Annotated in this window: 19 protein-coding genes and 1 pseudogene; 12 read left to right on the top strand and 8 right to left on the bottom strand. The window is 31.0% G+C overall.

Going from position 1 to position 25099, the window contains the following annotated elements; translation table 11 throughout:
• Nucleotides 1-3 precede the first annotated feature (3 nt).
• The 3 genes from KTC94_RS09480 to KTC94_RS09470 form a co-directional block, all read right to left on the bottom strand.
• Complete coding sequence (locus KTC94_RS09480) at nucleotides 4-1626, bottom strand: PTS transporter subunit EIIC (RefSeq protein WP_216302333.1); 1623 nt, start codon at nucleotides 1624-1626, stop codon at nucleotides 4-6.
• 68 nt (nucleotides 1627-1694) lie between these two features.
• Nucleotides 1695-4259, bottom strand: coding sequence for a glycoside hydrolase family 38 C-terminal domain-containing protein (locus tag KTC94_RS09475; protein WP_220320382.1), 2565 nt, complete (start codon nucleotides 4257-4259; stop codon nucleotides 1695-1697).
• Nucleotides 4260-4416: 157 nt separating this feature from the next.
• Nucleotides 4417-5139, bottom strand: a complete 723-nt coding sequence (locus KTC94_RS09470; protein WP_165413641.1) for a MurR/RpiR family transcriptional regulator — start codon at nucleotides 5137-5139, stop codon at nucleotides 4417-4419.
• 397 nt (nucleotides 5140-5536) lie between these two features.
• Between KTC94_RS09470 and KTC94_RS09465 the strand changes: the two genes are divergently transcribed.
• The 3 genes from KTC94_RS09465 to KTC94_RS09455 are packed head-to-tail and all read left to right on the top strand — an operon-like array spanning nucleotide 5537 to nucleotide 7110.
• Nucleotides 5537-6109, top strand: a complete 573-nt coding sequence (locus KTC94_RS09465) for a GNAT family N-acetyltransferase (protein ID WP_216302331.1) — start codon at nucleotides 5537-5539, stop codon at nucleotides 6107-6109.
• Between the two features lie 22 nt (nucleotides 6110-6131).
• Complete coding sequence (locus tag KTC94_RS09460) at nucleotides 6132-6239, top strand: LemA family protein (RefSeq protein ID WP_216302330.1); 108 nt, start codon at nucleotides 6132-6134, stop codon at nucleotides 6237-6239.
• A gap of 10 nt (nucleotides 6240-6249) precedes the next feature.
• Nucleotides 6250-7110, top strand: coding sequence for a YgcG family protein (locus KTC94_RS09455; RefSeq protein ID WP_220320381.1), 861 nt, complete (start codon nucleotides 6250-6252; stop codon nucleotides 7108-7110).
• A gap of 135 nt (nucleotides 7111-7245) precedes the next feature.
• Here the strand turns inward: KTC94_RS09455 and KTC94_RS09450 are convergent, their stop codons facing one another.
• Nucleotides 7246-7767, bottom strand: a complete 522-nt coding sequence (locus tag KTC94_RS09450) for a DUF4230 domain-containing protein (protein ID WP_220320380.1) — start codon at nucleotides 7765-7767, stop codon at nucleotides 7246-7248.
• Between the two features lie 392 nt (nucleotides 7768-8159).
• Here KTC94_RS09450 and glgP point away from each other — a divergent pair, with 392 nt between their 5' ends.
• The 4 genes and pseudogenes from glgP to KTC94_RS09430 all read left to right on the top strand — a co-directional run bounded on the left by glgP (nucleotide 8160) and on the right by KTC94_RS09430 (nucleotide 13126).
• Nucleotides 8160-9779, top strand: a complete 1620-nt coding sequence (glgP, locus tag KTC94_RS09445; protein WP_220287261.1) for an alpha-glucan family phosphorylase — start codon at nucleotides 8160-8162, stop codon at nucleotides 9777-9779.
• A gap of 476 nt (nucleotides 9780-10255) precedes the next feature.
• Nucleotides 10256-10402 (top strand): annotated as a pseudogene (locus KTC94_RS09440) (recombinase family protein); the annotation flags it as partial.
• 226 nt (nucleotides 10403-10628) lie between these two features.
• Nucleotides 10629-11189, top strand: coding sequence for a VanZ family protein (locus tag KTC94_RS09435; RefSeq protein ID WP_220320378.1), 561 nt, complete (start codon nucleotides 10629-10631; stop codon nucleotides 11187-11189).
• Nucleotides 11190-11764: 575 nt separating this feature from the next.
• A complete protein-coding gene (locus KTC94_RS09430; protein ID WP_216302324.1) occupies nucleotides 11765-13126 on the top strand; it encodes an NAD(P)/FAD-dependent oxidoreductase in 1362 nt (453 codons plus the stop codon).
• 235 nt (nucleotides 13127-13361) lie between these two features.
• Here the strand turns inward: KTC94_RS09430 and KTC94_RS09425 are convergent, their stop codons facing one another.
• The 3 genes from KTC94_RS09425 to KTC94_RS09415 all read right to left on the bottom strand — a co-directional run bounded on the left by KTC94_RS09425 (nucleotide 13362) and on the right by KTC94_RS09415 (nucleotide 15569).
• The gene (locus KTC94_RS09425; RefSeq protein ID WP_216302323.1) at nucleotides 13362-14390 is read right to left on the bottom strand and encodes a branched-chain amino acid aminotransferase; all 1029 of its coding nucleotides are present in this window, start codon (nucleotides 14388-14390) and stop codon (nucleotides 13362-13364) included.
• A gap of 269 nt (nucleotides 14391-14659) precedes the next feature.
• Nucleotides 14660-14803 carry a hypothetical protein gene (locus KTC94_RS09420; protein ID WP_216302322.1) on the bottom strand — a complete coding sequence of 48 codons (144 nt, stop codon included), beginning with the start codon at nucleotides 14801-14803 and terminating at the stop codon, nucleotides 14660-14662.
• Nucleotides 14804-14930: 127 nt separating this feature from the next.
• A complete protein-coding gene (locus tag KTC94_RS09415) occupies nucleotides 14931-15569 on the bottom strand; it encodes a RusA family crossover junction endodeoxyribonuclease (protein ID WP_216302321.1) in 639 nt (212 codons plus the stop codon).
• A gap of 399 nt (nucleotides 15570-15968) precedes the next feature.
• On the opposite strand from KTC94_RS09415, the gene tsaD reads away from it, so the two are divergent.
• A complete protein-coding gene (gene tsaD, locus KTC94_RS09410; protein ID WP_216302320.1) occupies nucleotides 15969-16991 on the top strand; it encodes a tRNA (adenosine(37)-N6)-threonylcarbamoyltransferase complex transferase subunit TsaD in 1023 nt (340 codons plus the stop codon).
• 105 nt (nucleotides 16992-17096) lie between these two features.
• Here the strand turns inward: tsaD and KTC94_RS09405 are convergent, their stop codons facing one another.
• The gene (locus KTC94_RS09405; protein ID WP_258876450.1) at nucleotides 17097-18209 is read right to left on the bottom strand and encodes an AI-2E family transporter; all 1113 of its coding nucleotides are present in this window, start codon (nucleotides 18207-18209) and stop codon (nucleotides 17097-17099) included.
• 311 nt (nucleotides 18210-18520) lie between these two features.
• Here KTC94_RS09405 and KTC94_RS09400 point away from each other — a divergent pair, with 311 nt between their 5' ends.
• The 4 genes from KTC94_RS09400 (at nucleotide 18521) to KTC94_RS09385 (ending at nucleotide 25092) form a co-directional block, all read left to right on the top strand.
• Nucleotides 18521-19144 (top strand): TetR/AcrR family transcriptional regulator, encoded by a 624-nt coding sequence (locus KTC94_RS09400; RefSeq protein ID WP_220320377.1) that lies wholly within the window; start codon nucleotides 18521-18523, stop codon nucleotides 19142-19144.
• A gap of 24 nt (nucleotides 19145-19168) precedes the next feature.
• Nucleotides 19169-21280 (top strand): RND family transporter, encoded by a 2112-nt coding sequence (locus tag KTC94_RS09395; protein WP_220320376.1) that lies wholly within the window; start codon nucleotides 19169-19171, stop codon nucleotides 21278-21280.
• A 42-nt stretch (nucleotides 21281-21322) separates the two neighbouring features.
• The gene (locus tag KTC94_RS09390) at nucleotides 21323-23650 is read left to right on the top strand and encodes a hypothetical protein (protein ID WP_216302316.1); all 2328 of its coding nucleotides are present in this window, start codon (nucleotides 21323-21325) and stop codon (nucleotides 23648-23650) included.
• A gap of 347 nt (nucleotides 23651-23997) precedes the next feature.
• Nucleotides 23998-25092, top strand: coding sequence for a hypothetical protein (locus KTC94_RS09385; protein ID WP_216302315.1), 1095 nt, complete (start codon nucleotides 23998-24000; stop codon nucleotides 25090-25092).
• The last annotated feature ends 7 nt before the right edge of the window (nucleotides 25093-25099 follow it).

Raw genomic sequence — 25099 nt, 5'->3', positions numbered from 1 at the left:
ATATTATTTTACTGATTTTAAATTGTAAATATAATCATCTACCATGTTTCGTATTTTTGTAACTCTTCCCCCATAAACAATATGAATTGTATTTGGATCAGGAATAATTATACCATTTGGTTTTGTCTTTTTTATTAAATCCTTATTTATTTTTGAACCATCTTTTAACTCAACACGCAAACGTGAAATGCAGTTATCTACATCCACAATATTGTCAAGACCGCCTAGGCCTTCAACGATATTACGTGCTGAAATTTTATCATCACCAGTTAAAGCTTCTCCAGTTCCCGTTTCTTCTTCAGAATCTTCAAAGTCAGATTTACTTCTTCCAATTGTCATTACGTTGAATTTAGAAATAATAAAGCTAAATGAGAAATAATACATTGCAAAGAAAATCGGGCCTAAAAACAAGTAAATAACCCATTTCGTTTGTGCACCTTGTAATACTCCGAAAACAAACCAGTCAATAATTCCACCTTGAATATTTCCAATAGCAGCATGAAACATAGCAGGTACTAAAAATGAAAGACCTGCAAAAACAGAATTCACAATCCATAAGAGAGGAGAAATAAATATAAATGTAAATTCAATCGGTTCTGTAATTCCTGTTAGAATAGCCGCAGTTAAACCAGCTAAAAAGAATTTAATCACTTTGTCTCGCTTCTCTGGAAGAGCTTTACGGTAAATAGCATATACTACAGCTGGCATTCCAAATGCCATGTGTAAGATTTTACCTTGTGCTAAATACTGTGTTGCATTTGTTGAAAACTGTAAATTGTTATCTAGTTGATAAAGATAAATCTGCATTGCACCAACTAAATTATTCCCATCGATAGTCTCTATCCCACCTAATGCCGTAAAACGGAATGTTTGGTTTAAAATATGATGTAATCCTGTAGGATTGATGATCTTTTCTGTAAACCCATAAAGGAAAACTCCAAATAGTCCTGCTTCACTGATAAGTTTTCCTGTGGAAATAATTGCTGCATTAATCGCTGGCCAAACAAATGCTAGTATCATACCCACAATTACCATGATAAGTGCTGAGATAATTGGAACAAATCGCTTACCACTATAAAATGATAAGGCTGGATGTAATTCCGTTTTTCTGAATTTATTATGGATTAGAACTCCCATAAGACCTGCTATAATACCGCCAATCACATTCATGTTATAGACAAATATTCCAAGCATATTTGTAAATAATGAATTCTTCAAGATTGCATCCACTTGACTCATTGATTTATTTGCCGTTAAATATTCAACAGTTGTTGTTAATGGTGTAAGTCCTTGCACGCTTAAAATATAACTTATACCAACAAGCATTGCAATATAGCCAACAACTGCAGAAAACACTGCAACTTCTTTATCACGTTTTACCATTCCAAGTGGGATTGCCATAGCAAACAATAAAGGAAGTTGTGCAAATGGCAGTCCGGATACTTTACGGATAAGTCCTAAAAAGATTTGTAATGGCTCATTTCCTAAAAAAGGTATCGCTTTAATAATGTTTGGATTCTGAAGCGCTGCAGCCAGCCCCAAAAATATTGCCATAAAGGACAATAAAGAAATTGGAAATAATAATGACTTCCCAAAGCTTTGAAAATTCTTCTTAAAATTTGACATTTAATAGCCCCCTAATATTTAGGTTAATTTTAAATTTATGTTATTAATTAGTTATAACTAAAAGAATTCTATTTTTTAATTATAATGTTTAAAATTTCTTGTGGTTTAATAGTGTAGGCTGTTATTTTCTCTAATTTGTTTTCGGTTGGAGTTGCTAAGTAAGTTTCTTCTGTGAAAACAAGTGAAACATTCTCATCCTTAGGGTTAAACATCCGTATAAAAAGATCATTTGTTTGTTCTGTAAGTTTTAATGCAGATACAACGCATCCATTTAAATCCAAATTTAAACTTGTATTAATATTGGTTGTAAACCTAGGTATATTAACATTAAAACGATTAAATTCCTTTAATTGATACCCCATAATAGGAGTTAAAAATTCTTTTCCTTCAAAGGCTTTATTAACCTTTGGCTTATGGAAAGTAAATGCTAAGTTAAATGTAAATTTCTGATTTTGGAGTTGATTATCAGGTGTTTCAATTTCAATGCCTGAAGGTCTTCCTGGCCGATTTATAAGTTCACGTTTTCCAAGGTGGGAAAAGCATCTAAAGAGTGTAATATAAATGTTTTTATCGTAAACCTCATATTCTTTTAATCCATAAGCAAAAATAGTTCCTTGCTTATCTTCATTTTCTAAAGAAATATAGGATTGAAAAGTTTCAATAGAGACAGGTTTTTCCACCCATTTTTCTTCTTTCCAAACTGAAAGTTCTTTATGGTTATACACAGGCTTTTTAACAACAGATAAATGAGAATCTACCTCGACTGTATCGGAAACAATCTCTGTATTAAATACCAATCGATATCTGGCATCCATGGCCATATTGGTATGCCTTATTTGCACATAACCTTTTGCATCTCCCTTATATAAGGTTATGTTAACTTCAAAACATACCTCTGTGCTAAGCTTGCCTTCTGCTCTTTCATTAAGGTCATTTGGTACAATATAATTAAGAATACATTTTAGTACTTCTAAATTACTACCTTTGATGGTGGTAATATTTGTAATGTTAACATTTTGATGATTTATAAGTATATCTTTGTGTGGCGGTGAATAATCATAACTATCACCTGCATCACCACTATTCTCAATGGAAATTACATTTTGTACAACTTCACCGGTAGATTTATTTTTCAATGATATTGTATTTTCCTGAACTAGCAGTTCATAAAATTCATTTTCAATGGACTCATCATTGTTTATATTTACCTGCTTATTCCCCTCAAGGTCTTTATAACTTAAATAGCGAATACTAAGCCCATCTATTTCATTTATTTTTGCTTTTACTTTACTTTTATAGACTTTTATATCCAATAAGCGAGCAGCCACTTGACGATCAATAAGTCCCGCATCAACCAATTCTTGTTCTAATAACACATATTCAATATGATTACTTTCTTCATCTAGGATCTCGAAATTACTTGAACGCGTAATCAATTCAATTTCTACAAATTGATCTTTTCTTAAATGCGGTAAAAAGTTGTAAATTGTAATGGTTTTTTCATCTTGATTCTTATTTCCTAAAGAGATTAACCTCATATACAACTCAGTTTGTGTATCCACAGCCTCTTTCACATTTAGTAATCTTTTCTTAATATCTTGATTTACATAATCTGAATTACAACCGCCTATACTATCATGAGCATGAGCCCCAAACATCTGTTTATAACATTTAGCGAATAGTGCATGAGGGTAGTCTAATTTTAAATGCGATGCTAAAACTGCTAAAGGTTCTAAAATATTGTACATTTTATATTCAATTTCAGTATTAAGTAGCTTAATATCCATTCTTGTAGAATTGATGGTTCGATGAATTCGTGCATGCTTGCTGTGGATAAGCTCTCCTTCTACAACTTCAAGCTTACAATCCCTTAAAGAATCTACGTAACTCTCAAAATCACTAACGCTTATATTATCGTCGGGATATATTTTTTTTAAGTGTTTTATAATAAGATGTATATCTTTTTGGATAGGCATCTGATCGTGACCGTTCATAACAAGCCTGGCATTACCTGCACTGTAGTTATCTAGTACCTCTAGAATTTTCCCCGTACGCTGCTTCAAAGCATCATAATCAGACTCTAAATATTTGGCTCCTTGATAACCAGTGGCAAGATTAATTCCATAAATTCTACTTCCATCAATTCCTTCCCAAATAAAGTCTGATTTTGGGGCCATTAATTCACTGAACCCTCGCCAAAAGACTGTACTTTCAATACCAAACTGTTTGTAAATTTGTGGCATCTGACTGGAATGCCCAAAAGTGTCTGGCGCATACCCAACTTTCATCACGTCTCCATATTTAAGTGCGGTTTTAATCCCATAATATAAATTACGAATTATTGATTCTCCATGGACAATCAGTAAGTCTGTTTGGGTGTACCATGGTCCAGTGCGAAGCTGATTTGACTGTACTACTGCCCTTAACCGATCTTCCCATTCTGGTGCCACCTCCAAAAAATCATCTATCATGACACTTTGACCGTCTAATATATATATAATATCTTCATGTTCCTCTAAAAACTGAATTACTTCCTGGAAATGGTTTCTGAGTAGCACCTGTGTTTCATCTTTTGTAAAATACCATTCACGATCCCAATGCGTATGCATAAGTATCTTTATATCTCTTTTCATTGTGACCCTCCCTACTGCGATGTAATTCTTTACATTTTCATTATACGACGTTTTATTACCTTGTTATCTCCAAGTTTACGGATAATTATACATAAAATTTGTGCAAAAAAAAACATAGTAGTGGTTCTACTATGTGAAAAGAATACAATTCATTTTTTTATAATACCTTGGCTATTTGATCAATAAGCTCATTTACCATAATAATCATATGAATTTGTTGTTCCCTAGAAATACCATCTAGTTTATCCATATTAACTTCATGGTAAAAAACACCATCACTAATTTGAGCAAGGCTACTATCTTTTTTAGTAATTGATACCAGCTGCATATTGTAACTCTTAGCTTTCCTTGCTATTTGATTTATCCTAAGAGTTTCCCCAGAGCTTGAAAAAATAACAATTACATAATCCTTAAATTGATCAAGCATTTTTATTTCGCTAACAAATACTGTAGGAATTCCGAGGTATAATAGCTGTCTTTGAAAATATTTAGCTGAAATTTCTGATCCTCCAAGACCATAAATCAATAATTTCACATAACTCCCTTTGAAATATTTAATAATATCTTTTGCACTTTCGAAATTTATTTTTTCTAGAAAAAATTCTGTTTTATTAATACGCTCTTGACTGTGAGTTTCGATAAATGATAGATCTTCTTTAATTGCATACTTCAGTTCACTATAACCATTAAACCCTAAAGTTTTGCATGCACGATTAATGGTTGCTTGCGATGTAAAACTTTTCTCACTTAGTTCTATAACTGACAACCGAGGGATAGAATTAAAATGCTTTTCTAAATAGTCAAATACTGCCTCTTCACTTTTAGAAATTTTATTAATAAACCTACGCTCTTTCAATTTATGAATCACTTTATACTGCAAAGCTCTCCTCCTCTAATCTTCCACCCACCTGGTTCGTGTTCTTTCTTATTAAAATGGAAGCTCCTCATCACTTATTTCATTATTTTCAACTAACCCATTTTCAAAAGCCTGCTCACATGTTATACCAAAAGGAAACCCAATAAAAGTATATCATACTATACTCAAACATCGCACATGTAAAAATTTGATAATTATCTTTAAATACTGTCGCAAAATATAAAATTCATAGTTTTGTGACATCAAATAATGCCAACAAAAAAGGTTTACTTTTGTGACATTTATAGGTTTGTAAAAACAGTATATAATGGTATAATATTCTTAGAAGCTATGTCTGATTGGTATTGTATTATTACATAATGGTAGAAAAACACAAATTGTATATAATGAGGTGCAGAACATGATTGATTATAGTGAAATTATAAAAGAGAACTCTATCTTAGAATCAAACAGATTAATTCTGAGACCATTTTCTATAGAGGATGTAGATGATGTATTCTTATATACCAGTGATGATATTGTAACAAAATATTTAACATGGCCGTCGTATAAGGATATATCACAAACTGAGGACGTAGTAAAAAAAATTTATATAGGTAAAATTGGAGTTTTTGCAATTGAATTAAAATCAGAGCATAAATGTATTGGATGCATTGATTTAAGACTATGTATTCAACATAATAAAGCAAGTTTTGGGTATGTATTGAATAGGAAATATTGGAACAATAATTACATGTCAGAGGTGTTAAGTTTAATATTAGACCTTTCATTTTCAAAATTGGAATTGAATCGCATTGAAGCTACACATTATGTAGGAAATGAAGGTTCGGGTCGTGTTATGCAGAAATGTGGAATGAAATATGAAGGAACAGGTCTACAGGAAGTAAAGGTTAAAGGTACTTTTTATGACGTTGTTCATTATGCAATTTTAAGAGAACATTGGATTAATCCAACACAAGTTCAAAACTTATAAATAGAAATTACAAACTAAGAAGTTGTTTCCTAACTCCATTATTGCAGGGGTTTTTAGATTTGATGAAAAGACATATTATAAGGCTAGTGAATCAGCTAAAGAATTACCAAAAGTTGATTTTAATAAATAGGAGTTACAATATGAAGAATTATTTAATGAAATTAATTAGGAAGATTTATGATATTCCATGGAGAATACTTAACAAAGAAAAGATTAAGATGAGAATTATCTTTGTAGGTATGATAAGTATATTTTTACTGAGTCAAATAACAGCGATGAAGCTAGTGAATGCAGAGACCGAATATCCTAAAGCTACAGAATTGAAATATGTTAATGATTACGGTAAAGTGATAGATAGTAAATCAGCAGAATATATTTTGTCCATAGGTAAAGAATTAGAAGCTAAAACAGGTGCGCAGGCTACTGTTGTAGTTATAGATTCACTGCAGGGAGAAACTATAGAATCTTATGCTACTGGCATTTTTAGAAGCTTTGGTATTGGACAAAAATATAAAAATAATGGATTATTAATTCTATTATCAATGGAAGAAAAAAAGTGGAGAGTGGAGGTAGGCACAGGTCTAGAAGGGGCGGTTACGGATATATATTCCTCAAGTGTTATGAATGATTTTGCAGTTCCCAAATTCAAGGAAAATCAATATGGAGAAGGTCTTCGTGCAGCATATTCAGCTCTAGCAGATAATATAGCTAAAGAATACAATGTAAAACTAGATAAGGACGTTAATGTTCCACAATATGTTGGAGACTCAAATGTACTTGAAAGCTCAGATCTTGTTGAAAGGGGTAAGAAAAGCCTGGTAATAGGATTTTTTGCATTATGGCTTTTTCAATTTGTTCGTAATATAGGGAACGGTGATGGCTTCGGAGGAGGTTCATCAAGTGATGGAGGATCTTTTGGAGACTTCGGAGGTTCTGGAGATGACTCCGGAGGCTTTGGAGGCGGTTCATCTAGTGGGGGAGGATCTTCTGGAGGATGGTAATATAATGATTTTGTAAAATTAAACATTAAAAAGCAGAAAAACAATGTGTTTTCTGCTTTTTTATAATTAGAAATAATTACTATTAAATTTTAGGAGTCTCATATGCGCCTCATATGGATGTATCCTTTTTATTTTTCATTTGAAAATTATTGTTACATTTTTAAAACCCATATTTGATAGCATGCCTTGTAAAAGTAATTTAGTATTAGCATTAGCGCTATCTAAAAATCCTGTTTTTATTAAATCAGCTTCAACCTTAACTTTTTCATTACTGATTTCGTTTATCATATCTTGCATACTAAGCTTGTTAAACATTGAGGATTTTTCATCATAAATGAATAAGTCTTTACTATTTATTACATGATCTAAGATTTTAGCTTTTTTTAAAGTTATAGTAACGCTATCATTAGTGACAAGAACATCTAAATCTTTTAAATCTACTCCAGCTTTAATATAGCCATTGTATTTTATTAAAAATGATTTTTCAGTAAATGGAATAGAGTAATCTTTTAATTTTTTATTATCTCTTAGAGATATTATGTTTGAATAATTATACCTTAATGTAGAAAGTTCTGAAATTTTAGATAATCTTTCCGATATAAGGGTAGAAGTTATAGATTTATCATTATTAAATTTGATTATAATCGAATTAATCATTATTACCCCGATTATTAATATTAAAAAAATAAATTTATTTTTACGATTTAGGGGGTTAAAGGCGGATTTTAAATTCATACTAACACAACTCCTTATAATATGTGGTGATAACGATTAAAGGGAATCTTAGAATTAAATAATAAGTACAGTTATTGTATTATATGGTACTAAAGCATAGTTTTAAAACTAGAAATTCAAAAAAAACTGAGGAACCTTAATAAAGTATTTTTAGGAAAATATGTTTTTTGTGCAAACGCGTGCATTAAACTAAAAAATTATGTATAATGATTATAAAAGATACAATTACAACAAATACAAAAGAAAACAACCAATTAAAAATTAAATTTAATTTTTAATTGGTTAGTGCTAAAAAAGTATAGGAGGGAAAATTAATGGATATTAACAATCTTCCAAGAGTTGCTTATTTTTGTATGGAGTATGGACTACAATCAGACTTTAAAACTTATGCAGGCGGACTAGGAATACTTGCAGGTGACCATTTAAAAGGAGCTAAAGATTTAAATCTACCACTAGTGGGAATAGGTCTCAAGTGGAAACAAGGGTATACTGAGCAACTTGTAGATGAAAATGGAAAAGTATACGATACATATCATAATTATAATTATGATTTTTTAAAGGATACAGGGGTAAAAGTAACTGTTAAAATCAGAAATTTGGATGTAGTGTGTAAGGTTTGGAAATTAGAGGAATTTGGGAATAACCCAATATACCTTTTAGATACTGATATACCGGAAAATGGTGACAATTGGATAACTGGACAGTTGTATGGATGGTTTGGAGAAGAAAGAATTGCTCAAGAAATGGTGCTAGGTATTGGTGGAGTAAAAGCTTTGAGGGCATTGGAAATTCCTATAAATGTATACCATTTCAATGAAGGGCATGCGGCACTCGCGGCTACAGAGCTTATTAAAGAAAAAATGCAATCAGGATATAGTTTTGAGGAGTCTTGGAGTAAAACACGTGAGGAAGTAGTATTTACAACTCACACTCCAATAGTTGAAGGTAATGAATCTCATGATGTTTCCAAATTAGAGTACATGGGAGCATTTAATGGATTAACTAGGCAGCAAATGATTAGATTTGGTGGAGAACCATTTAATATGACAATAGCAGGACTTAGGCTTTCAAGAAAGGCTAATGCCGTAGCTCAACTCCACATGGAAACTGCAAATAAAATGTGGAAAACAGTTGCTGGAAGGCCATCTATTATTGGGATAACTAATGGAATTCATAAACCTACTTGGGTAGATAATCGAATCACTAAGGCATATGAAAATAATGGAGACCTATGGGGTACCCATATAACTGTTAAAAAGGAATTAATAGCATTTATTAAAGAAAGAACGGCCATAACGCTTGATCCGGATAAGTTACTTATCGGATTTGCAAGAAGAGCTGCACCGTATAAGAGAAGCGATTTGATATTTACTGATGAAGAAATTATTTCTCCATTACTCCAAAGTGGAAAAGTTCAAATCGTATTCTCAGGAAAAGCTCATCCACTTGATGATACAGGAAAAGAAATAGTAGCAAAGCTTGTAAGGATGATGAAGAAGTATCCAAATAGCGTAGTGTTTTTAGAAAATTATGACATGAATATAGGAAGGATGCTAACTAGGGGCTCGGATGTTTGGTTGAATAATCCAAGGAGACCTTTAGAAGCTAGTGGCACTTCGGGAATGAAGGCTGCGATGAATGGTGTACTTAACTGCTCTATTCTAGATGGGTGGTGGCCGGAAGCTTGCAAGGACGGTGTAAATGGATGGCAGTTTGGAGATGCAGTGGGTCTTGATGATTTATCAGAAGTAGAATTAGATAAACATGATACAGAAGCTCTTTATGATACTTTAATAAATAGGGTTATGACTACCTATTATGAAAATAGAGAAAAGTGGATAGAGATGATGAAAGAAAGTATTAAAACTACAAGCTATGAATTTTCAGTAGAGAGAATGTTAGACGAATACTATAACAAGATGTATATAAAATAAAATATAAAAACAACTTTAAAACTATTTACAGTCTCTTCAAAATGAAATTTTTAAGGAATGGGAAATAGACTCAATGTGAAAGTAACACAATTAGTATTGTGTTACTTTCAGTTTGAATGTTACTTAATAATATTTGATATTATTATGTAATATATTACTTTTAAGTACACAGGGATGCCGTACTGCCTCATATTAACAGGCTAATATACCTTTTCGGGGGGGCGGGTACAGCCAACATACGGGTAAAAATAGGCCACATGATGGAAGTAATATCCAACATGTGGCTATATATTGTTTTATAAGTGTTGCAACAAGCCTATTTCTATTTGAAACATTTCATATGTCCTTTTTATAACCCCAGTGAAACATATTTTAATAGTGTCATTAGGTACGCCCTATTGGTATAATTGATTAGTAATGGTAAAATAAGTATTTGGACTGTCCCATAAGACTTGTATCAGAATGGAGGCGGACATTTGAGAAAAATAGGATATGTTCGTGTAAGCTCACAGGACCAAAATGAAGAAAGACAAATTAAACAATTAAATGAAATTGGAGTAGATATTATTTATCAAGAAAAAATATCTGGAGCAACTTTGGATAGAGAGAAACTTAAGAATATTACTATATAATTCTATTTTAATTCATTTTTAATGATTTTTTATAGTATATAAAAATCATTACTACCGTAATATATCCTTCAACTATTGCAAAATGCATTTCTCTGTTGTAATATATACACTATCAGAAAAATAATAGCGTTTAAATAATAAATAAAATTTTTGTTATTCCTAATTTAAGGATATATAAATATAACAAGAATTGTTTAGATAATAGATAGGAGTAACTATGATAGAAATATATTACTATACGATTGTTATGATTGTTATAGCAACCTGGATAATAAGTAGAATTATAATTAATTCTAAAAATAAGCAAATTAATTGGAAATATGAACTTAAAAGAGCGTTTATATTCTTTTGTGTAGCTGTAATACTAAGATTTACTTTCTTTCCTTTTGATTTAGTCAATGGTCATATACAGCCACTTACTTTGGAAATGAATAAAATTTATCCATTCAGAATAAATTTTATTCCATTAGTTAATCTTTTTGATTATGAAGGCTCTATCCGAGATACACTGATTAATGTAATTGGAAATACTGCTATGTTTATCCCTATCGGTATCATAATACCTCTTACATTTTCAAAATTAGATAGTTTTTCAAAAGTGATTACAATAGGCTTTATTACTTCCTTAATCATTGAAATAATGCAACTTCCATTTATTAGTAGGGTATCTGATATTGATGATCTTATTTTAAATACAGTTGGATGTGGTATCGGATTTGCGTTCTATTATTTAGCTCATAGAGTTAAACAATATTATACTAAGAAACTAAGAAACTAAGACTGTAAGTTCATTAGCATTGTAGAAAATATTGGTATATGTCCTAAAACCCCTCTTATTTTACAATTTAGGGAATAGTTAAAACGAAAAAGAGTGTATCCATTGAAATTAATTACTTTCATGAGGTACACTCTTTTTTTGTTCTCTCGTTTTCCATGAAACTTTATTTTTTAAACTTTTCCAAATTCTACTGGAACCAAAACGGCAATAGAATTACCATATTAGCCTATATTTATTACAACTACCATCTCCTTCGATAAAACAGTTCTTTGCATCAGCTTCATTTCTATAATCCTTTGAAAATATTACTTTATAAATCAAATCATGTTAATATAAATAAGGGATTTATAAATTAACATGATTTTTAATTTGCATTGGGGGGCCTCTATGAAACGATACATACTATATATGTATAGTCTCAGTCTACTTAGTTTACACTCATATATCTAAAAAACAAAGAAAAGTTAGATGCCGTGAAACCAAAATTTAACTGCATAATTGGTGCCTAATTGACAATATCGGGTACAGCCCCCTAATATTAAAATATTTTTAAGAGATATGAAAGGAATAAATATATGTATGATATTACTATAGTAGGGTCAGGAGTTAGTGGGATGTTCCTCGCATATACTCTGGTACAGACAAAATCAAAATTAAAAATACTGATGATAGAAAAGGGAAGAAAATTTATAGACAGGGTATGTCCAATGGAAAACGGATTAAGCAAAAGATGTATCCATTGTAAACCATGTAATAAATTTCAAGGTTTTGGTGGTATGGGTAGGTCTGAGGGAAAATTTAATTACACTAATGATTTTGGTGGTTATTTAGGTGAAAAAATAGGAAACAGAACTGCACTAGAATTAATGGAATGTATCGATAATATCTTATGTCTATTTGGTGCAGACACAGTTAAATTATATAGTACAGAGAATGAAGAACTTAGTAGAAGAGTAAAAGAGAAAAATTATAATATACTAACTACAAAAGTAAGACATTTAGGAACAGCATTGTCTTATGGAATTTTAAATAAAATGTATTCACATCTTAAGGATAAGGTAGATATTAAGTTTGAGTTAGATATAACTGCTATAGATAAAATGAATAATGTATTTAACTTGAATAGTAAAGAAAATGTTTTCCAGTCTAAGATAGTTATATTAGCTACAGGTATAAGTGGAGGAGCGGAATTTCTGAAATATTGTCAAGCTTTTAATATTGAGCCCTATAGAAAAAGGCTGGATTTAGGGGTAAGGGTTGAAATGAAGGGTGATCAGTTAGACTCTATTCTTAAAGATTCTTTTGAAATTAAGATTAATTACAAAGGTGATGGATTTGAAGCTACAACTTATTGTATGAATCCTAAAGGAAAAGTAATCAAAAAGTTTCAAAAAGGCATCGTAATGGCTGATGGTCAAAATTATCTTGAAACAGACAGTCCGAGTTGTAACTTAAATTTTTCTATTCTTGTACCAAAATATTTTTCTTGTTTTATTGAGGCGAACGAATATGCCACAAGTATAATAAAATCTATAAATAAAGATAGAGAAAGAATAGTACTTCAAAGATTTGAGGATTTAATAAATAATAGGGCAACTACAAAAGAACAACTTACTAAAAATAGTATTCAGCCGTCGATTGAAGGTGAGGGTGGAAATCTATATAATGAAATTCCGAAGATTTATATAGATGCACTATTAAAAATTATTAAATCAATAGAAGATATAATAGGAAAAGAGATTTCTGAAGACACTTTATTATATGGAATTGATGCAAAATTTTATGAACCTGAAATTAGTACTAATGAATATTTTGAGACCAAACAAGAGGGACTTTATGTTTTAGGAGATTGTTCAGGAACAACCTATTCTTTATCACAGGCGGCTGCAAGCGCAGTATATCTCGGTAGGTATTTGTTAAACAATAATAATAAATAATAAGATACAAAAGGGTTTGTAATAACATTTTATATAGTTTAAAACGTATCTATAGGATTATGAATAAATATGACCTCTTTAAAATATCTTTCGAAATATTTGACATAAAAATACTCCTCCTTGCAATTTTTGATAATTAGCTTATCTCAATTATTGGCAAGAAAGAGCACTTTTTATTCTGTTTACACAAAATTACTTACAGGCCCTTTTGAAGTTGTTTTTTGTTATAAAATGATTATTTTACTTCCACAATCCAGCCTTCAGGAGATTTTATTTCTCCAAATTGGATTCCGTAAAGAGTATCATAAAGCTTTGTAGTAACTGGGCCCACTTCTGTCTCGCTGTGGAAAACATGAAGTTTACCGTTATATTCTATACCACCAATAGGCGTTATTACAGCAGCAGTTCCACAAGCACCTGCTTCTTTAAATTCACTAAGAGTACTTATTGCGACATCTCTTTCTTGTACTTCCATTTTTAAATATTCTTTTGCAAGATAAAGTAATGAGCGCTTAGTTATGCTAGGAAGTATTGATGGTGATTTTGGGGTTACAAATATATTATCATTTGTAATTCCAAAGAAGTTTGCAGAACCAACTTCTTCGATGGTGGTATGAGTTGCTGGATCAAGGTAGACACAGTCAGCAAATCCTTTTTCTTTAGCTTTTTCATAGGCAAGAAGGCTTGCAGCATAGTTTCCTCCAACTTTTACATTGCCTGTTCCATAAGGGGCGGCTCTATCATAGTCATCAGATGTCATAAAGTTTACTGGGGCTAGTCCTCCTTTGAAGTAAGCGCCTACAGGGCAACAGAATATTCCAAATAAAAATTCAGGAGCTGTACTTACGCCAAGGTTATCCCCAATACCTATCATATAAGGTCTAAGATAAAGTGTTGCTCCGGTTCCATATGGTGGAACAAATTTTTCGTTTGCTTTAACAACTTGGATACATGCATCAACAAATTTTTCAACGGGGATCTCGGGCATGAGAACGCGTGAACAACTGTTCATCAAACGCTTGGCGTTTTCGTAAGGTCTAAACAATTGGATATTGCCTTTTTTTGTACGATAAGCTTTTAATCCTTCAAAACATTGTTGGCCATAATGAAGAGCGGTTGAAGCTTCACTTATACAAAGTTTGTTATCTTCAACTAGTTTTCCGTCATCCCATTTGCCATTATTCCATATTGAAATATAACGTAAGTCTGTCTTGCTATAAGTAAAACCTAATTTATTCCAATCGATGTTAACATTTGCGGTCATATTAATCCCCCTATTTTGTAATTGGTTTTTATTTAAACGATGGTTTATACAACAGTATAAATATAATATTAAATTCTAAATGTTGTAAAAATTCGTATAAGATAGAATATGAGTATTATTGTAACATAAAATATGTACGGCTATAGCTTTTTCAGTATTTTCAGTATTTTAATAAGCTAAATTTAAAACATTTAAAGAATGAATAAAAAGTTGCATTAATGCAACTTTTTATTTATTCTTTAAATGTTTATTTTGAGATGATTAAGTTATTAATTTGACACTTCGGGAATATTATTTTTATCTTTACTCTTACTGCTATTAATATCATTTATAGATTGAAAACTTGTGCTGTTTTCCATATTAGCTATTGCGTCATTAACTTTTTTGTTTTTAGTCTTTTTATTTCTGTTCATGAGTTATATCTCCCTTCATATTTTTGTAGTAGGTATATTAATAGCATAGCCAGATTTTTTTGTAATATGTATGTGTAAATAGTAAAAGCTCAAACCATTTTACAAGTTAGAATGGTTTGAGCTTTTACTAAAATAATTTTTTGAAGCAGTTTTTGCATATAGTAGTTTTACCCTTATTGGCTGAAATGCATTCATCCTTTGACACCGGCTTTCTACATATTTCACATATTAGTTTTGACGTAGAGCTGTTAAGAGCCACAGATTTTGGCTTATTTACTTTAGCACCTATGGTGTTTTTTTTATTTGAGGGTGGATCGTAATTTATAGGTTGCTGTTTTTCTTTTTTTTCAACTATTGCGTAATTCATAGCATATGTACTTTCAGCAAAAAGTTCTAATTCAAATCTAGGATTTTCTTTATCATAAAACTCCTCAATAATAAGTCTTGTAACTTGGGCATCATTTACTATAAGACCACTTTTCTCTATACCATCGAAAATGCTTTTAGTTATGTTGTTTGTATCGGGATGCCTTTTTATACTTTTATAATATACTTTTAGAACAGCAATAAGGGATTCTGTTAAAAAAATATTACAGTTTTGGATTCTGCATTGATAAGCAATCTCTTCCTCATACAGAGCGTATCTATCATGGTACTTCCCGGAATTATAAGGTAAAATAGCTCTGCCATTCATGTTGAAAAGTTTAAAATTAGATTTTGAAATAGGTGAGCCTTTTATTATGACCTTTGCGTAGGTGTTACTCATATGTCCCTCCTAGGATCTATCTTAAATAGATAATAACTAATAGCCATATTCAAAAAAGTTTGAATATTTGATTTGTTATTTTTTGATGACTTAATTGAACTTTCTATAATATAATCATATATGCAATTATATCATAGAAAGGTAGATACTTAGTTTAAATCTATTTATGTACACTTAAGTAAGTAAGTGAGTACACTTAAGTAAGTAAGTGAGTACACTTAAGTAAGTAAGTGTACTCACTTGGAAATGCATATAAAAATTTGATATGCTAAAGTTAATAAAGTATAATTAATTTATGTTATTAACAGATGTAAACATTCATTGAACATAAAGTTCTTAGGATGTTTTTATGAATATAGAGAAAAAATTATATAAACTATATTAAAGGTGGTAAAAACAATGGAAAAGGATATTAAAATACTTGCAATTGAATCGAGTTGTGATGAGACAGCGGCGGCAGTAGTCGTGAATGGTCGTGAGATTCTATCAAATATAATTGCATCACAAATTGATATACATGAAAAGTTTGGGGGTGTTGTTCCTGAGGTGGCATCTAGAAAGCATATAGAAGCAATAAGTGCTGTAGTTCAAGAGGCGTTGGACGAGGCTAAAGTTACATTAGACGATATAGATGCAATAGGAGTAACTTATGGCCCAGGGCTAGTAGGGGCACTACTGGTAGGAGTTCAATATGCTAAGGGGCTCGCATATGCAACGAATAAACCTTTAATTGGAGTTAATCATATAGAAGGTCATATAAGTGCCAATTTTATTCAATATAAAGAACTTGAACCACCATTTATGTGTTTGGTAGTTTCGGGTGGACATACATTTATTGTATATATGAAGGACCACGGTGAATTTGAGGTTATGGCTCAAACTAGAGATGATGCAGCAGGAGAAGCCTTTGATAAGGTGGCTCGGGCAATTGGGCTAGGATACCCTGGTGGTCCTAAAATAGATAAAATAGCAAAAGAAGGCAATGCAGGTGCTATAAAATTTCCAAAAGCTAAATTTCATGAAGATACTTTAGACTTTTCTTTTAGTGGGGTTAAATCTTCGGTGCTAAATTATCTGAATAAAATGAATATGAAAAATGAAACAATTAATGTACCAGATGTGGCCGCATCTTTTCAAAAGGCAGTGGTTGATGTTTTGGTTCATAATGCTCTAGAGGCATGTGAAATTAAAGGCGTAGATAAAATAACAATAGCGGGTGGTGTGGCATCAAATTCTTGCCTTAGAGAGACAATGATAAAAGAAGGGCAAAAGAAGAACATAAAAGTTTTGTTTCCAGAAATGATACTTTGCACTGATAACGCAGCTATGATTGGAAGTGCAGCTTACTTTGAATTAATTAAAGGAAGAATTTCACCGCTAACGCTAAATGCGATACCGAACTTAAAACTTGGAGAAAGATAGGATAATATAAATATAGAGTTACTAAAGAACAAACATAGTGAATTTTATATAAAAAAGGAATGCGGATATATTACAATATATCTGCATTCCTTTTTGAAAATATTCTTATAATTCAATATCCTTTTCCGCAAGCTTCCTGTTAATGAATCTTTCAACTATCAGTAAAATAATCGCCATTGTGGGTACTGCAAGGAACATTCCAAGAACCCCAAAGGTTCCGCCACCTATGAGTATTGCAAGGATAATAAGTAAAGGGCTTAAACCAACAGATTTCCCAAGGATCTTTGGCCCTAAATATAATCCATCAAATTGCTGAAGAATAATAATGAATATAAGCACCCAAAAAGCCTTTATAGGGCTAAAGAATAGGGTAATGAAAAAAGCAGGAACCATTCCAATTAATGGTCCGAAATAAGGAATCATATTTGTAATTCCAACTATTAAGCTTATAAGTATAGTATTAGGTATTCTAAAAATACTAAGTCCTACAAAGCATATAATACCAATGATAACAGAGTCAATAAATTTTCCGATAACAAAACCTGAAAAGATATAATTGGCTTCTTTGCTAAATTTTATAAAACCATCTGCATTTTCTTTTTTTAAGATAGCATAAATCAGTCTCTTTATATTTAATATTAAGGATTCTTTATCCTTTAAAAGATACAAAGATACAACAAATCCAAGCAGAAATTTCATAAAAGAAGAGGTAAAACCTACGGCTGTTAGCAAGGCAACACTGATACCGGTATTTAGATATTTACTTAAGTTAGACATAAGTGTTAAGGTAGTTTCGTCTAAATATTTAGTTACACCATATTTATCAAGCAATTGAACCTTATCCATATTTTCATAAAACCAAATTCGAGTTTTAGATATATATTCGGGAGTTGAAACTGTTAGTTCGCGAATACTTTCACCTATACTAGGCGTTAGTATAGTGATACTAAAAACTATTATGCCTAAAACACATATATACATAATAAGTAGAGTTAGATTACGCTTTGTATGGAACTTTTTTTCAATATTGACCATTACGGGGTTTAATAAGTAGGCTATACCGAATGCCCATATAAATGAACTTATGTATGATATAAAAATACTAAGGGCATTGGTAACTAATTCTATGTGGTATACTATTCGAAATAAAATAAGCGATAATAAGATTATAGGGATTAAATTTAAATAAGGGATTTTTTTATCTTTGAACAAGCTCAATTCACTTCCTTAATTAATAATTATTTTAAAAATAATACGATGATGTAAGTATATCATAAATATAAAAATTAAAGAATATTTATAACATATTTCAGGTCACTATAAGGTTTATAGTGAATATTTTTGTTTTTTGCGGGACGGTTAGTAAGTATTTAAGTTATCAATTAATAAATAACAATATTATGGATATTTACAATATTTTTACAGTAATATTATTGACTAATGGTAATAAAAGTATATAATAAATAAGTATGGTGAACAAATGACCGATGGTCATAAATTAAAATTAAAACCTAGGTGGTAAATGCATTATGAAAAAAGTTGAAATTATTAAAGAAAAACAAAGTAAATCGGAAATGAACAAATTAAAGAAGAAAAAGAGCTTATACGACTCAGCTTATGAACTTTTTACAACTAAAGGGATTAATGATACTGCTATAAACGATATTGTAAAAGGAGCAGGAGTTGCCAAAGGAACTTTTTACCTTTATTTTAAAGACAAATATCACATTATTGATTTGATAGTCTTAAGAAAGAGTTCAAAAGTTTTAAAAGAAGCTATTGAGGTATCTATGAATAAGGAGTTTGAAGAATTTAATGATAAAGTAATATTCTTTGTAGATTATATAATTGAATATTTAAGGGAAGATAAAAAGCTTCTAAGGCTTATATATAAAAATCTTTCTTGGGGTATTTATAGAAAGGTGATAGCAGAACCTTTGGAGTACAACGAAATGAAGGAAATCGCAAAAGTATTTATGGATAATATAGTGAGCGAAACGATGTGTATATCGGAAGCTGAAAAGATATTATTTATGATTATTGAACTAACAGGTTCGGTTTGCTATAGCTCAATTATTTTAGAGGAACCAGATACTATAGATAATATGAAACCTGTGTTATTTAAAACTATTAAGAAAATATTGCAAAATTAATTTTCTAAGGGAGGGATGACCTAATTGAAAAAGTTCGGACATTTTATAGCTAAAAATAGGATAATAATTTTAATTATTTCTACATTGCTACTGGTTCCATCCGTAATTGGAATGGTAAATACAAAAATAAATTATGATCTTCTTACCTATCTACCACAAGAACTTGATTCCATGAAGGGACAAAATATTTTAGACAAAACATTCTCAAACGCAGCCACTTCAATGCTTATTGTTGATAATATGGAAGGCAAGGATGTTTTAAAAATAAAAGAAAAGGTTTCAAAGGTTAAAGGTGTAGAAAAAATTATTTGGGTAGATGATATTTTAGATACTACTATACCTAAGGAGATTTTGCCAGATGAAATTAAAAGCTCTTTTTATAGTGGCAATTCTACTATGTTAATAATTAAATTTAAAGAATCAGCATCTTCAGAAGCCACACAAAATGGTATAACCAATATAAGGAAGGTAACAAATAAACAATGTTATTTAAGTGGTATATCGGCAATTGTAAAGGATACTAAAGATTTATCGGATAAAGAAACACCATTTTATGTAATGATTGCAGTAATACTATCAGTCGTAGTTTTATCTTTAACAATGCAATCAGTTATAATTCCATTTATTTTCTTGTTAGGGATAGGGTATGCCATATTATATAATATGGGAACAAATATATTCTTAGGGCAAATTTCTTATGTAACAAAGGCATTAGCAGCAGTACTTCAACTTGGTGTAACTATGGATTATTCAATATTTTTACTTCATAGATACGATGAGGAAAGAGAACTTATGCCAAATGATCGTATAGGGGCAATGGGTGATGCTATAGCAAATACCATGGTCGCTATATCCGGAAGCTCACTCACAACTATAGCAGGTTTCTTAGCATTATGTACCATGCAACTTGCATTAGGTAAGGATATCGGGCTAGTAATGGCAAAGGGCGTTTTGCTTGGGGTTATAACTACGGTAACAGTATTGCCTGCATTAATTTTAGTGTTTGATAAACCTATTCATAGATTTAGTCACAAAACCATATTACCTGAATTTGATAAAACATCAAAACTGGCTACCAAACACTATAAAGTAATAACTATAGTATTTTTACTTGCATTTATACCAGCTATTTACGGAAATAACCACACTAAGGTTTATTATAACTTAGATGAATCGCTACCAAAGAATTTGGATTCTATTGTGGCAACAAATAAACTAAAGAAAGATTACAATATGACTTCGACACACTTTATTGTAATAAATGATAAGCTTGAAACTGATAAAGTTAAGGAAATGGTAAAGAAAATAGAAAAGGTAGATGGAATTGACAAGGTACTTGCTTCAGATAAGTACTTAGGACCACTTATTCCAGAAAGCTTTATCCCAGAAGATATTAAAGCCATTGTTCAAAAGGGCGGATATAAACTAATAATGGCAAATTCTAAATATAAGGCAGCTACAAAAGAAGAAAATGATCAGATAGATGAAGTAATTAAAGTTACAAAACAATATGACCCGAAATCAATGGTTTCAGGAGAAGGACCTCTTACTAAAGATTTGACAGAAATAGCGGATGTTGACTTTAAACATGTTAGCATAGCATCTATTGGCGCAATATTCGCTATAATACTTATAGTGTTTGCATCTGTATCTTTGCCAGTAATTCTGGTCTTAGCTATACAGCTCGCAATATTCATAAATATGGCAATTTCATGTTATATGGGAAATGTGATTCCATTTGTAGCATCTATAGTTATTGGAACTATACAGTTGGGGGCTACAGTTGACTATGCAATATTACTGACAACAAGATTTAGAGAAGAAATGAGAAATGGATACGAGAAAAACAAGGCTATGGAAATCGCAGTTAAGGGCTCTGCTAAATCTATTGTAACCAGTGCATTAACCTTTTTCGCAGCTACTGCAGGGGTAGCGATCATTTCTGACATGGGAATGATAAGTTCACTATGCACAATGATGGCAAGGGGAGCAGTAATAAGTATGGGAATTATCCTTTTTGTTCTTCCATCTATACTATTAGTAAGTGAAAAATTAATAATAATTACGAGTAGAAATTTTAAATCTAAAACACAAGCAAGTAGTGAACTAAAATCAGAATCACAATCAGAAAATTAAGAAGAACTTTTGAAAGCAAAACTATAGGGGAGATGTATTAACGTGAAAAATAAATGTATGTCAAAAAGATTATTAAGTATCGTGTTAATAGGTGCATTAGTTATTCCAAATATGACTTATGCTACTGAGTTAATTCAAAAGGATGAGACTGTTTATGTTACGTTAAATCAGCAAGGGGAGGTTAAAGAAAAAATAGTAAGTGATTGGCTTCACTCTAACGAGAAAAATATTGAAATTCATGATAAATCTATATTAAAGGATATAAAAAATGTAAAGGGTGAAGAAAAACCAAATGGTATTGGTGAGAGTTTAAATTGGAAGATAAGTGGTAATGATGTCTATTATAGAGGTACTACTGATAAAAAACTTCCTATTGATGTAAATGTTAAATACTTGCTTGATGGAAAAGAAATTAAACCAGAGGATTTGGCAGGTAAAAGTGGAGAAGTGAAAATAAAAATTGATTATAAGAATAATGAAAGCCGTATGGTTAATATTAAAGGGAAAAACAGAAAAATATATACTCCATTTAGCACTGTAACTGTACTAGATTTGCCAATAGATAATTTTAGAAATGTTAAGATTAGCGGTGGGAAAATGATTAATGATGGGAATAATCAAATAGTCACTTTCATTTCTCTTCCAGGTATGAAGGAAAGCTTGGATTTAGAAAAGACTACTTTAGACTTAAAAGAGAATTTAGAAATTACTGCACAGGTAGAAAACTTTGAAATGGGTCCTATAATGATAACAGGGACGCCAGAACTTCCTGATATGGAAGAGTTTAAAAGTGCCTCATCTTTAGGGGATTTAACTAAAGGCATTAATAACATACAAGATGCTAGTACCAAGCTAGCTGAGGGAACAGGCAAATTAGACCTTGGTCAAAAGGCTTTAGCTGATAATATGACATTATTTAATGGTGGAGTAACTAAGCTAGGCGTTGGGGTTTCAGGATTTAATACTGGTATGATAAAGATTGGCGACGGTACAAGTGCAGCACAAAGTGGTGCTCAGAAGGTGGCAGGTGGATTAAAAGCATTTGAGGCAGGAACTAGAAAACTCGGTAGTGGAGCACAGCAGTTTGGATCAGGTACAGTAGAATTTGCTGCAAATTCAAAAGCATTTGCAGATGGAGCAGGTAAGGTAGCATATGGAACAGATAAATTAGTTGCAGGTTCTAAAGGGCTATCAGATGGAGCTAATAAGTTAGCTGAAGGGACTAATACAGTGTCGGCTAAAATGGAATCACTAAGTGAGGGACTAGATACAATGGTGAATTCTACAGGGGATCTACAGCAAGGTCAAAAAAAAGTAACAGATGGTGCAGAGCAAAGCTTAGAAGGTATAGATAAACTAAAAAAAGGTAAAGAGTCAGAGATAAAAGCTACTGATTCTTTAATATCAGGAATTGAAAAATTACAGGGACTTATTGGGTTCCTTGGGGAAATTCCTGGTACAGGTGAAATAGCAGGAAATTTAAATGGTGGATTAGAAAATGAAAAAGGGGGCCTTGTAGCTTTAAAGGATGGCGGCAATGAATTGTTACAAGGATTAAATGAACTTGAAGAAGGCATAGAAAAAATCAAAACTGGTTCACAGCAGGTAGATACAGGTATGGGCCAGCTTCAAGAAGGACAAAAAAATGCAGTGTCAGGGTCAAAAGAATTAGCTAAGGCCACAAAACAAATATCAGATAAAACTGGTGAATTAGCTAATGGAGCAGGAGGACTTGCGCAAGGCACAGAACAATTAGGAACAGCTGCAGGAAAGCTTAAAACTGGTAGTCGGGGACTCATAGGTGGAGCAAATAAGTTAAATAATGCAGCTGAAGACTTAAGCGCAGGAACAAAAGTTATGGGAGAAAACACTAATAAATTAGTGGTAGGATCTCAAAGCGTGGCAGATGGTTTAACAAAATTAAATAATGATGGGATAAAACCATTAACACAAGGATCAAGTAAACTAAATTCAGCGGTGGGTGAACTTTCTGTAGGGTCAGGAAAATTAAAAGAAGGTGCCAATAAATTAGCAAATGGAAATAAAGAATTAGATAAAAATATGAAAAAATTTGATAAAGAGGGTATTCAAAAGATAAGTGGCGAAATTGACAGCAAAATGGGAGATGTGCGAGATATTATTGATGTGAAAGATGAACTTGTAAAAATATCTAATAATTATGGTACATTTTCAGGTGTAGGTGATAAGATGGATGGTAAAGTTAAATTTGTTATGAAAACTGATGGGATAAAAGTAAAGACTGTGGCAACTAAAGAAGATAAAAAAGTTGTAGAGATAAAAGAAGAAAAGAAGGGCTTTTTAACATGGGTAAAGAACATATTTAGCAGTAATGATCAAATGAAAAAATAATAAATCTAAAAATGAAGGTAGATACCGATTTAAATCGGAATGTAGAATTTATGGAAAGTATCTATAACAAATGCGAAAATAATTTCAAAAGTAATAAAGGGCGTTAGTTTAAATTTAAACTAATGCCCTTTATTACTTTTGAACGGATAAACCAATGTTAATATTTACAAAAAATTCATAATTAAAAGATAAAATAAACATTGTATATTTTTAAATTGTAAACATATAAATAACAGTGTAAAACACAAAAGAATCCAGTTGATACACTAATATAAGTGGAGTATAATAATCTAAGTTTCAATGATTTAAAATAATAATTATTATGAATTTAAATGAGGAGCAAAATTATGACTGGCCATAAAAAAATAACGAAAAAAAAATTAAAGTTACTCATTGTAGCGATGTGTTTATCGCTAAGCATATTGACACTGAGGGCTTATTTAAATAAAATCAATAGAAATTCGAGTAAAAATATAGAGACTATATCTAGTAAAGATGCTGAAATTAAAAGTAAGGATCAAAATGCAAAGCTAACAAAGATAGCATTCGAGAAGAATAATAATGTTTATCTTTATGATGAGATAAATGAACAGATTAAATCTTTAGGGGATAATTCAAATTCAAAAGATCTATTACAACTTTCTCCAGATAAAACAAAAATAGTATTTAGATCTTTTAATGAAGAAAAAGAAATAAATCCCCCACATATAATTGTTTATGATATTAAAACTGAAAAATCAACAGAGATTGATATAAATAATAAAGACGTTCAACAAATTATTGAACTCAAGTGGATAGATAATGAAAACATTTTGATTACGGGTCATATTAATCCGTCAGCTTCAGGTTATGCAATATATAACATAAAAAACAAATTGGAGTTAATATCATGCGTTGGTACCATAAGAGATATTATTATAAATAAAAAAAGCATCCTTTATAGCGTTACACCTCATATATTTCCAAAACCTAGGGCCAATTTATATATTAATGGTAATAAAATTTTTGAAAGTATAGAGGATAAAGAAGAAATATATGATGGAGTGATATCTAAAGATGGTAAAATGCTTGCCTTTAGAAGTTGGCTAACAGATTCAAAGAATTCGAATGGTGAAGTAAGTGCTTATATTAATGTAGCTAAAATTAATAATGATGGAAAATCAATAAGTGATTTAAAGAAGACAAGCATAAATAGTGACATAACTGGAGATTTAAAATTTGATGATAAAAATAATATAAATATTATAGGGGACAAATTTATATATAAATTAGAAGCAGGCAATATTATTAAGGAAAAAAATAATTTGCCAAAGCAAGCAGAACTTTCTGCTGCGCAACTTAAAAAATTTAAACAAATTTTGAACAAGCAATTCCCCGAAGAATCTATTTTAGAGCAAACAATATTAGAAGATATAGATATATATAATGTGGTAACTTTTTAGAATTCGG

It is taken from the genome of Clostridium sp. CM028 (genome assembly GCF_030585565.1).
Classification (GTDB): domain Bacteria; phylum Bacillota; class Clostridia; order Clostridiales; family Clostridiaceae; genus Clostridium_AD; species Clostridium_AD estertheticum_B.
Note: the sequence above shows the minus strand (reverse complement) of the source record. Positions and strands in the feature narration are given on the sequence as shown.

What these genes read in the sequence shown, in the direction of transcription:
- KTC94_RS09400 (WP_220320377.1), top strand. Translation starts at nt 18,521, where the DNA reads ATGAAAAAAGTTGAAATTATTAAAGAAAAACAAAGTAAATCGGAAATG.
- KTC94_RS09435 (WP_220320378.1), top strand. Translation starts at nt 10,629, where the DNA reads ATGATAGAAATATATTACTATACGATTGTTATGATTGTTATAGCAACC.
- KTC94_RS09480 (WP_216302333.1), bottom strand. Translation starts at nt 1,626, where the DNA reads ATGTCAAATTTTAAGAAGAATTTTCAAAGCTTTGGGAAGTCATTATTA.
- KTC94_RS09430 (WP_216302324.1), top strand. Translation starts at nt 11,765, where the DNA reads ATGTATGATATTACTATAGTAGGGTCAGGAGTTAGTGGGATGTTCCTC.
- KTC94_RS09450 (WP_220320380.1), bottom strand. Translation starts at nt 7,767, where the DNA reads ATGATTAATTCGATTATAATCAAATTTAATAATGATAAATCTATAACT.
- KTC94_RS09465 (WP_216302331.1), top strand. Translation starts at nt 5,537, where the DNA reads ATGATTGATTATAGTGAAATTATAAAAGAGAACTCTATCTTAGAATCA.
- KTC94_RS09385 (WP_216302315.1), top strand. Translation starts at nt 23,998, where the DNA reads ATGACTGGCCATAAAAAAATAACGAAAAAAAAATTAAAGTTACTCATT.
- KTC94_RS09415 (WP_216302321.1), bottom strand. Translation starts at nt 15,569, where the DNA reads ATGAGTAACACCTACGCAAAGGTCATAATAAAAGGCTCACCTATTTCA.
- KTC94_RS09475 (WP_220320382.1), bottom strand. Translation starts at nt 4,259, where the DNA reads ATGAAAAGAGATATAAAGATACTTATGCATACGCATTGGGATCGTGAA.
- KTC94_RS09425 (WP_216302323.1), bottom strand. Translation starts at nt 14,390, where the DNA reads ATGACCGCAAATGTTAACATCGATTGGAATAAATTAGGTTTTACTTAT.
- tsaD (WP_216302320.1), top strand. Translation starts at nt 15,969, where the DNA reads ATGGAAAAGGATATTAAAATACTTGCAATTGAATCGAGTTGTGATGAG.
- KTC94_RS09455 (WP_220320381.1), top strand. Translation starts at nt 6,250, where the DNA reads ATGAAGAATTATTTAATGAAATTAATTAGGAAGATTTATGATATTCCA.
- KTC94_RS09420 (WP_216302322.1), bottom strand. Translation starts at nt 14,803, where the DNA reads ATGAACAGAAATAAAAAGACTAAAAACAAAAAAGTTAATGACGCAATA.
- glgP (WP_220287261.1), top strand. Translation starts at nt 8,160, where the DNA reads ATGGATATTAACAATCTTCCAAGAGTTGCTTATTTTTGTATGGAGTAT.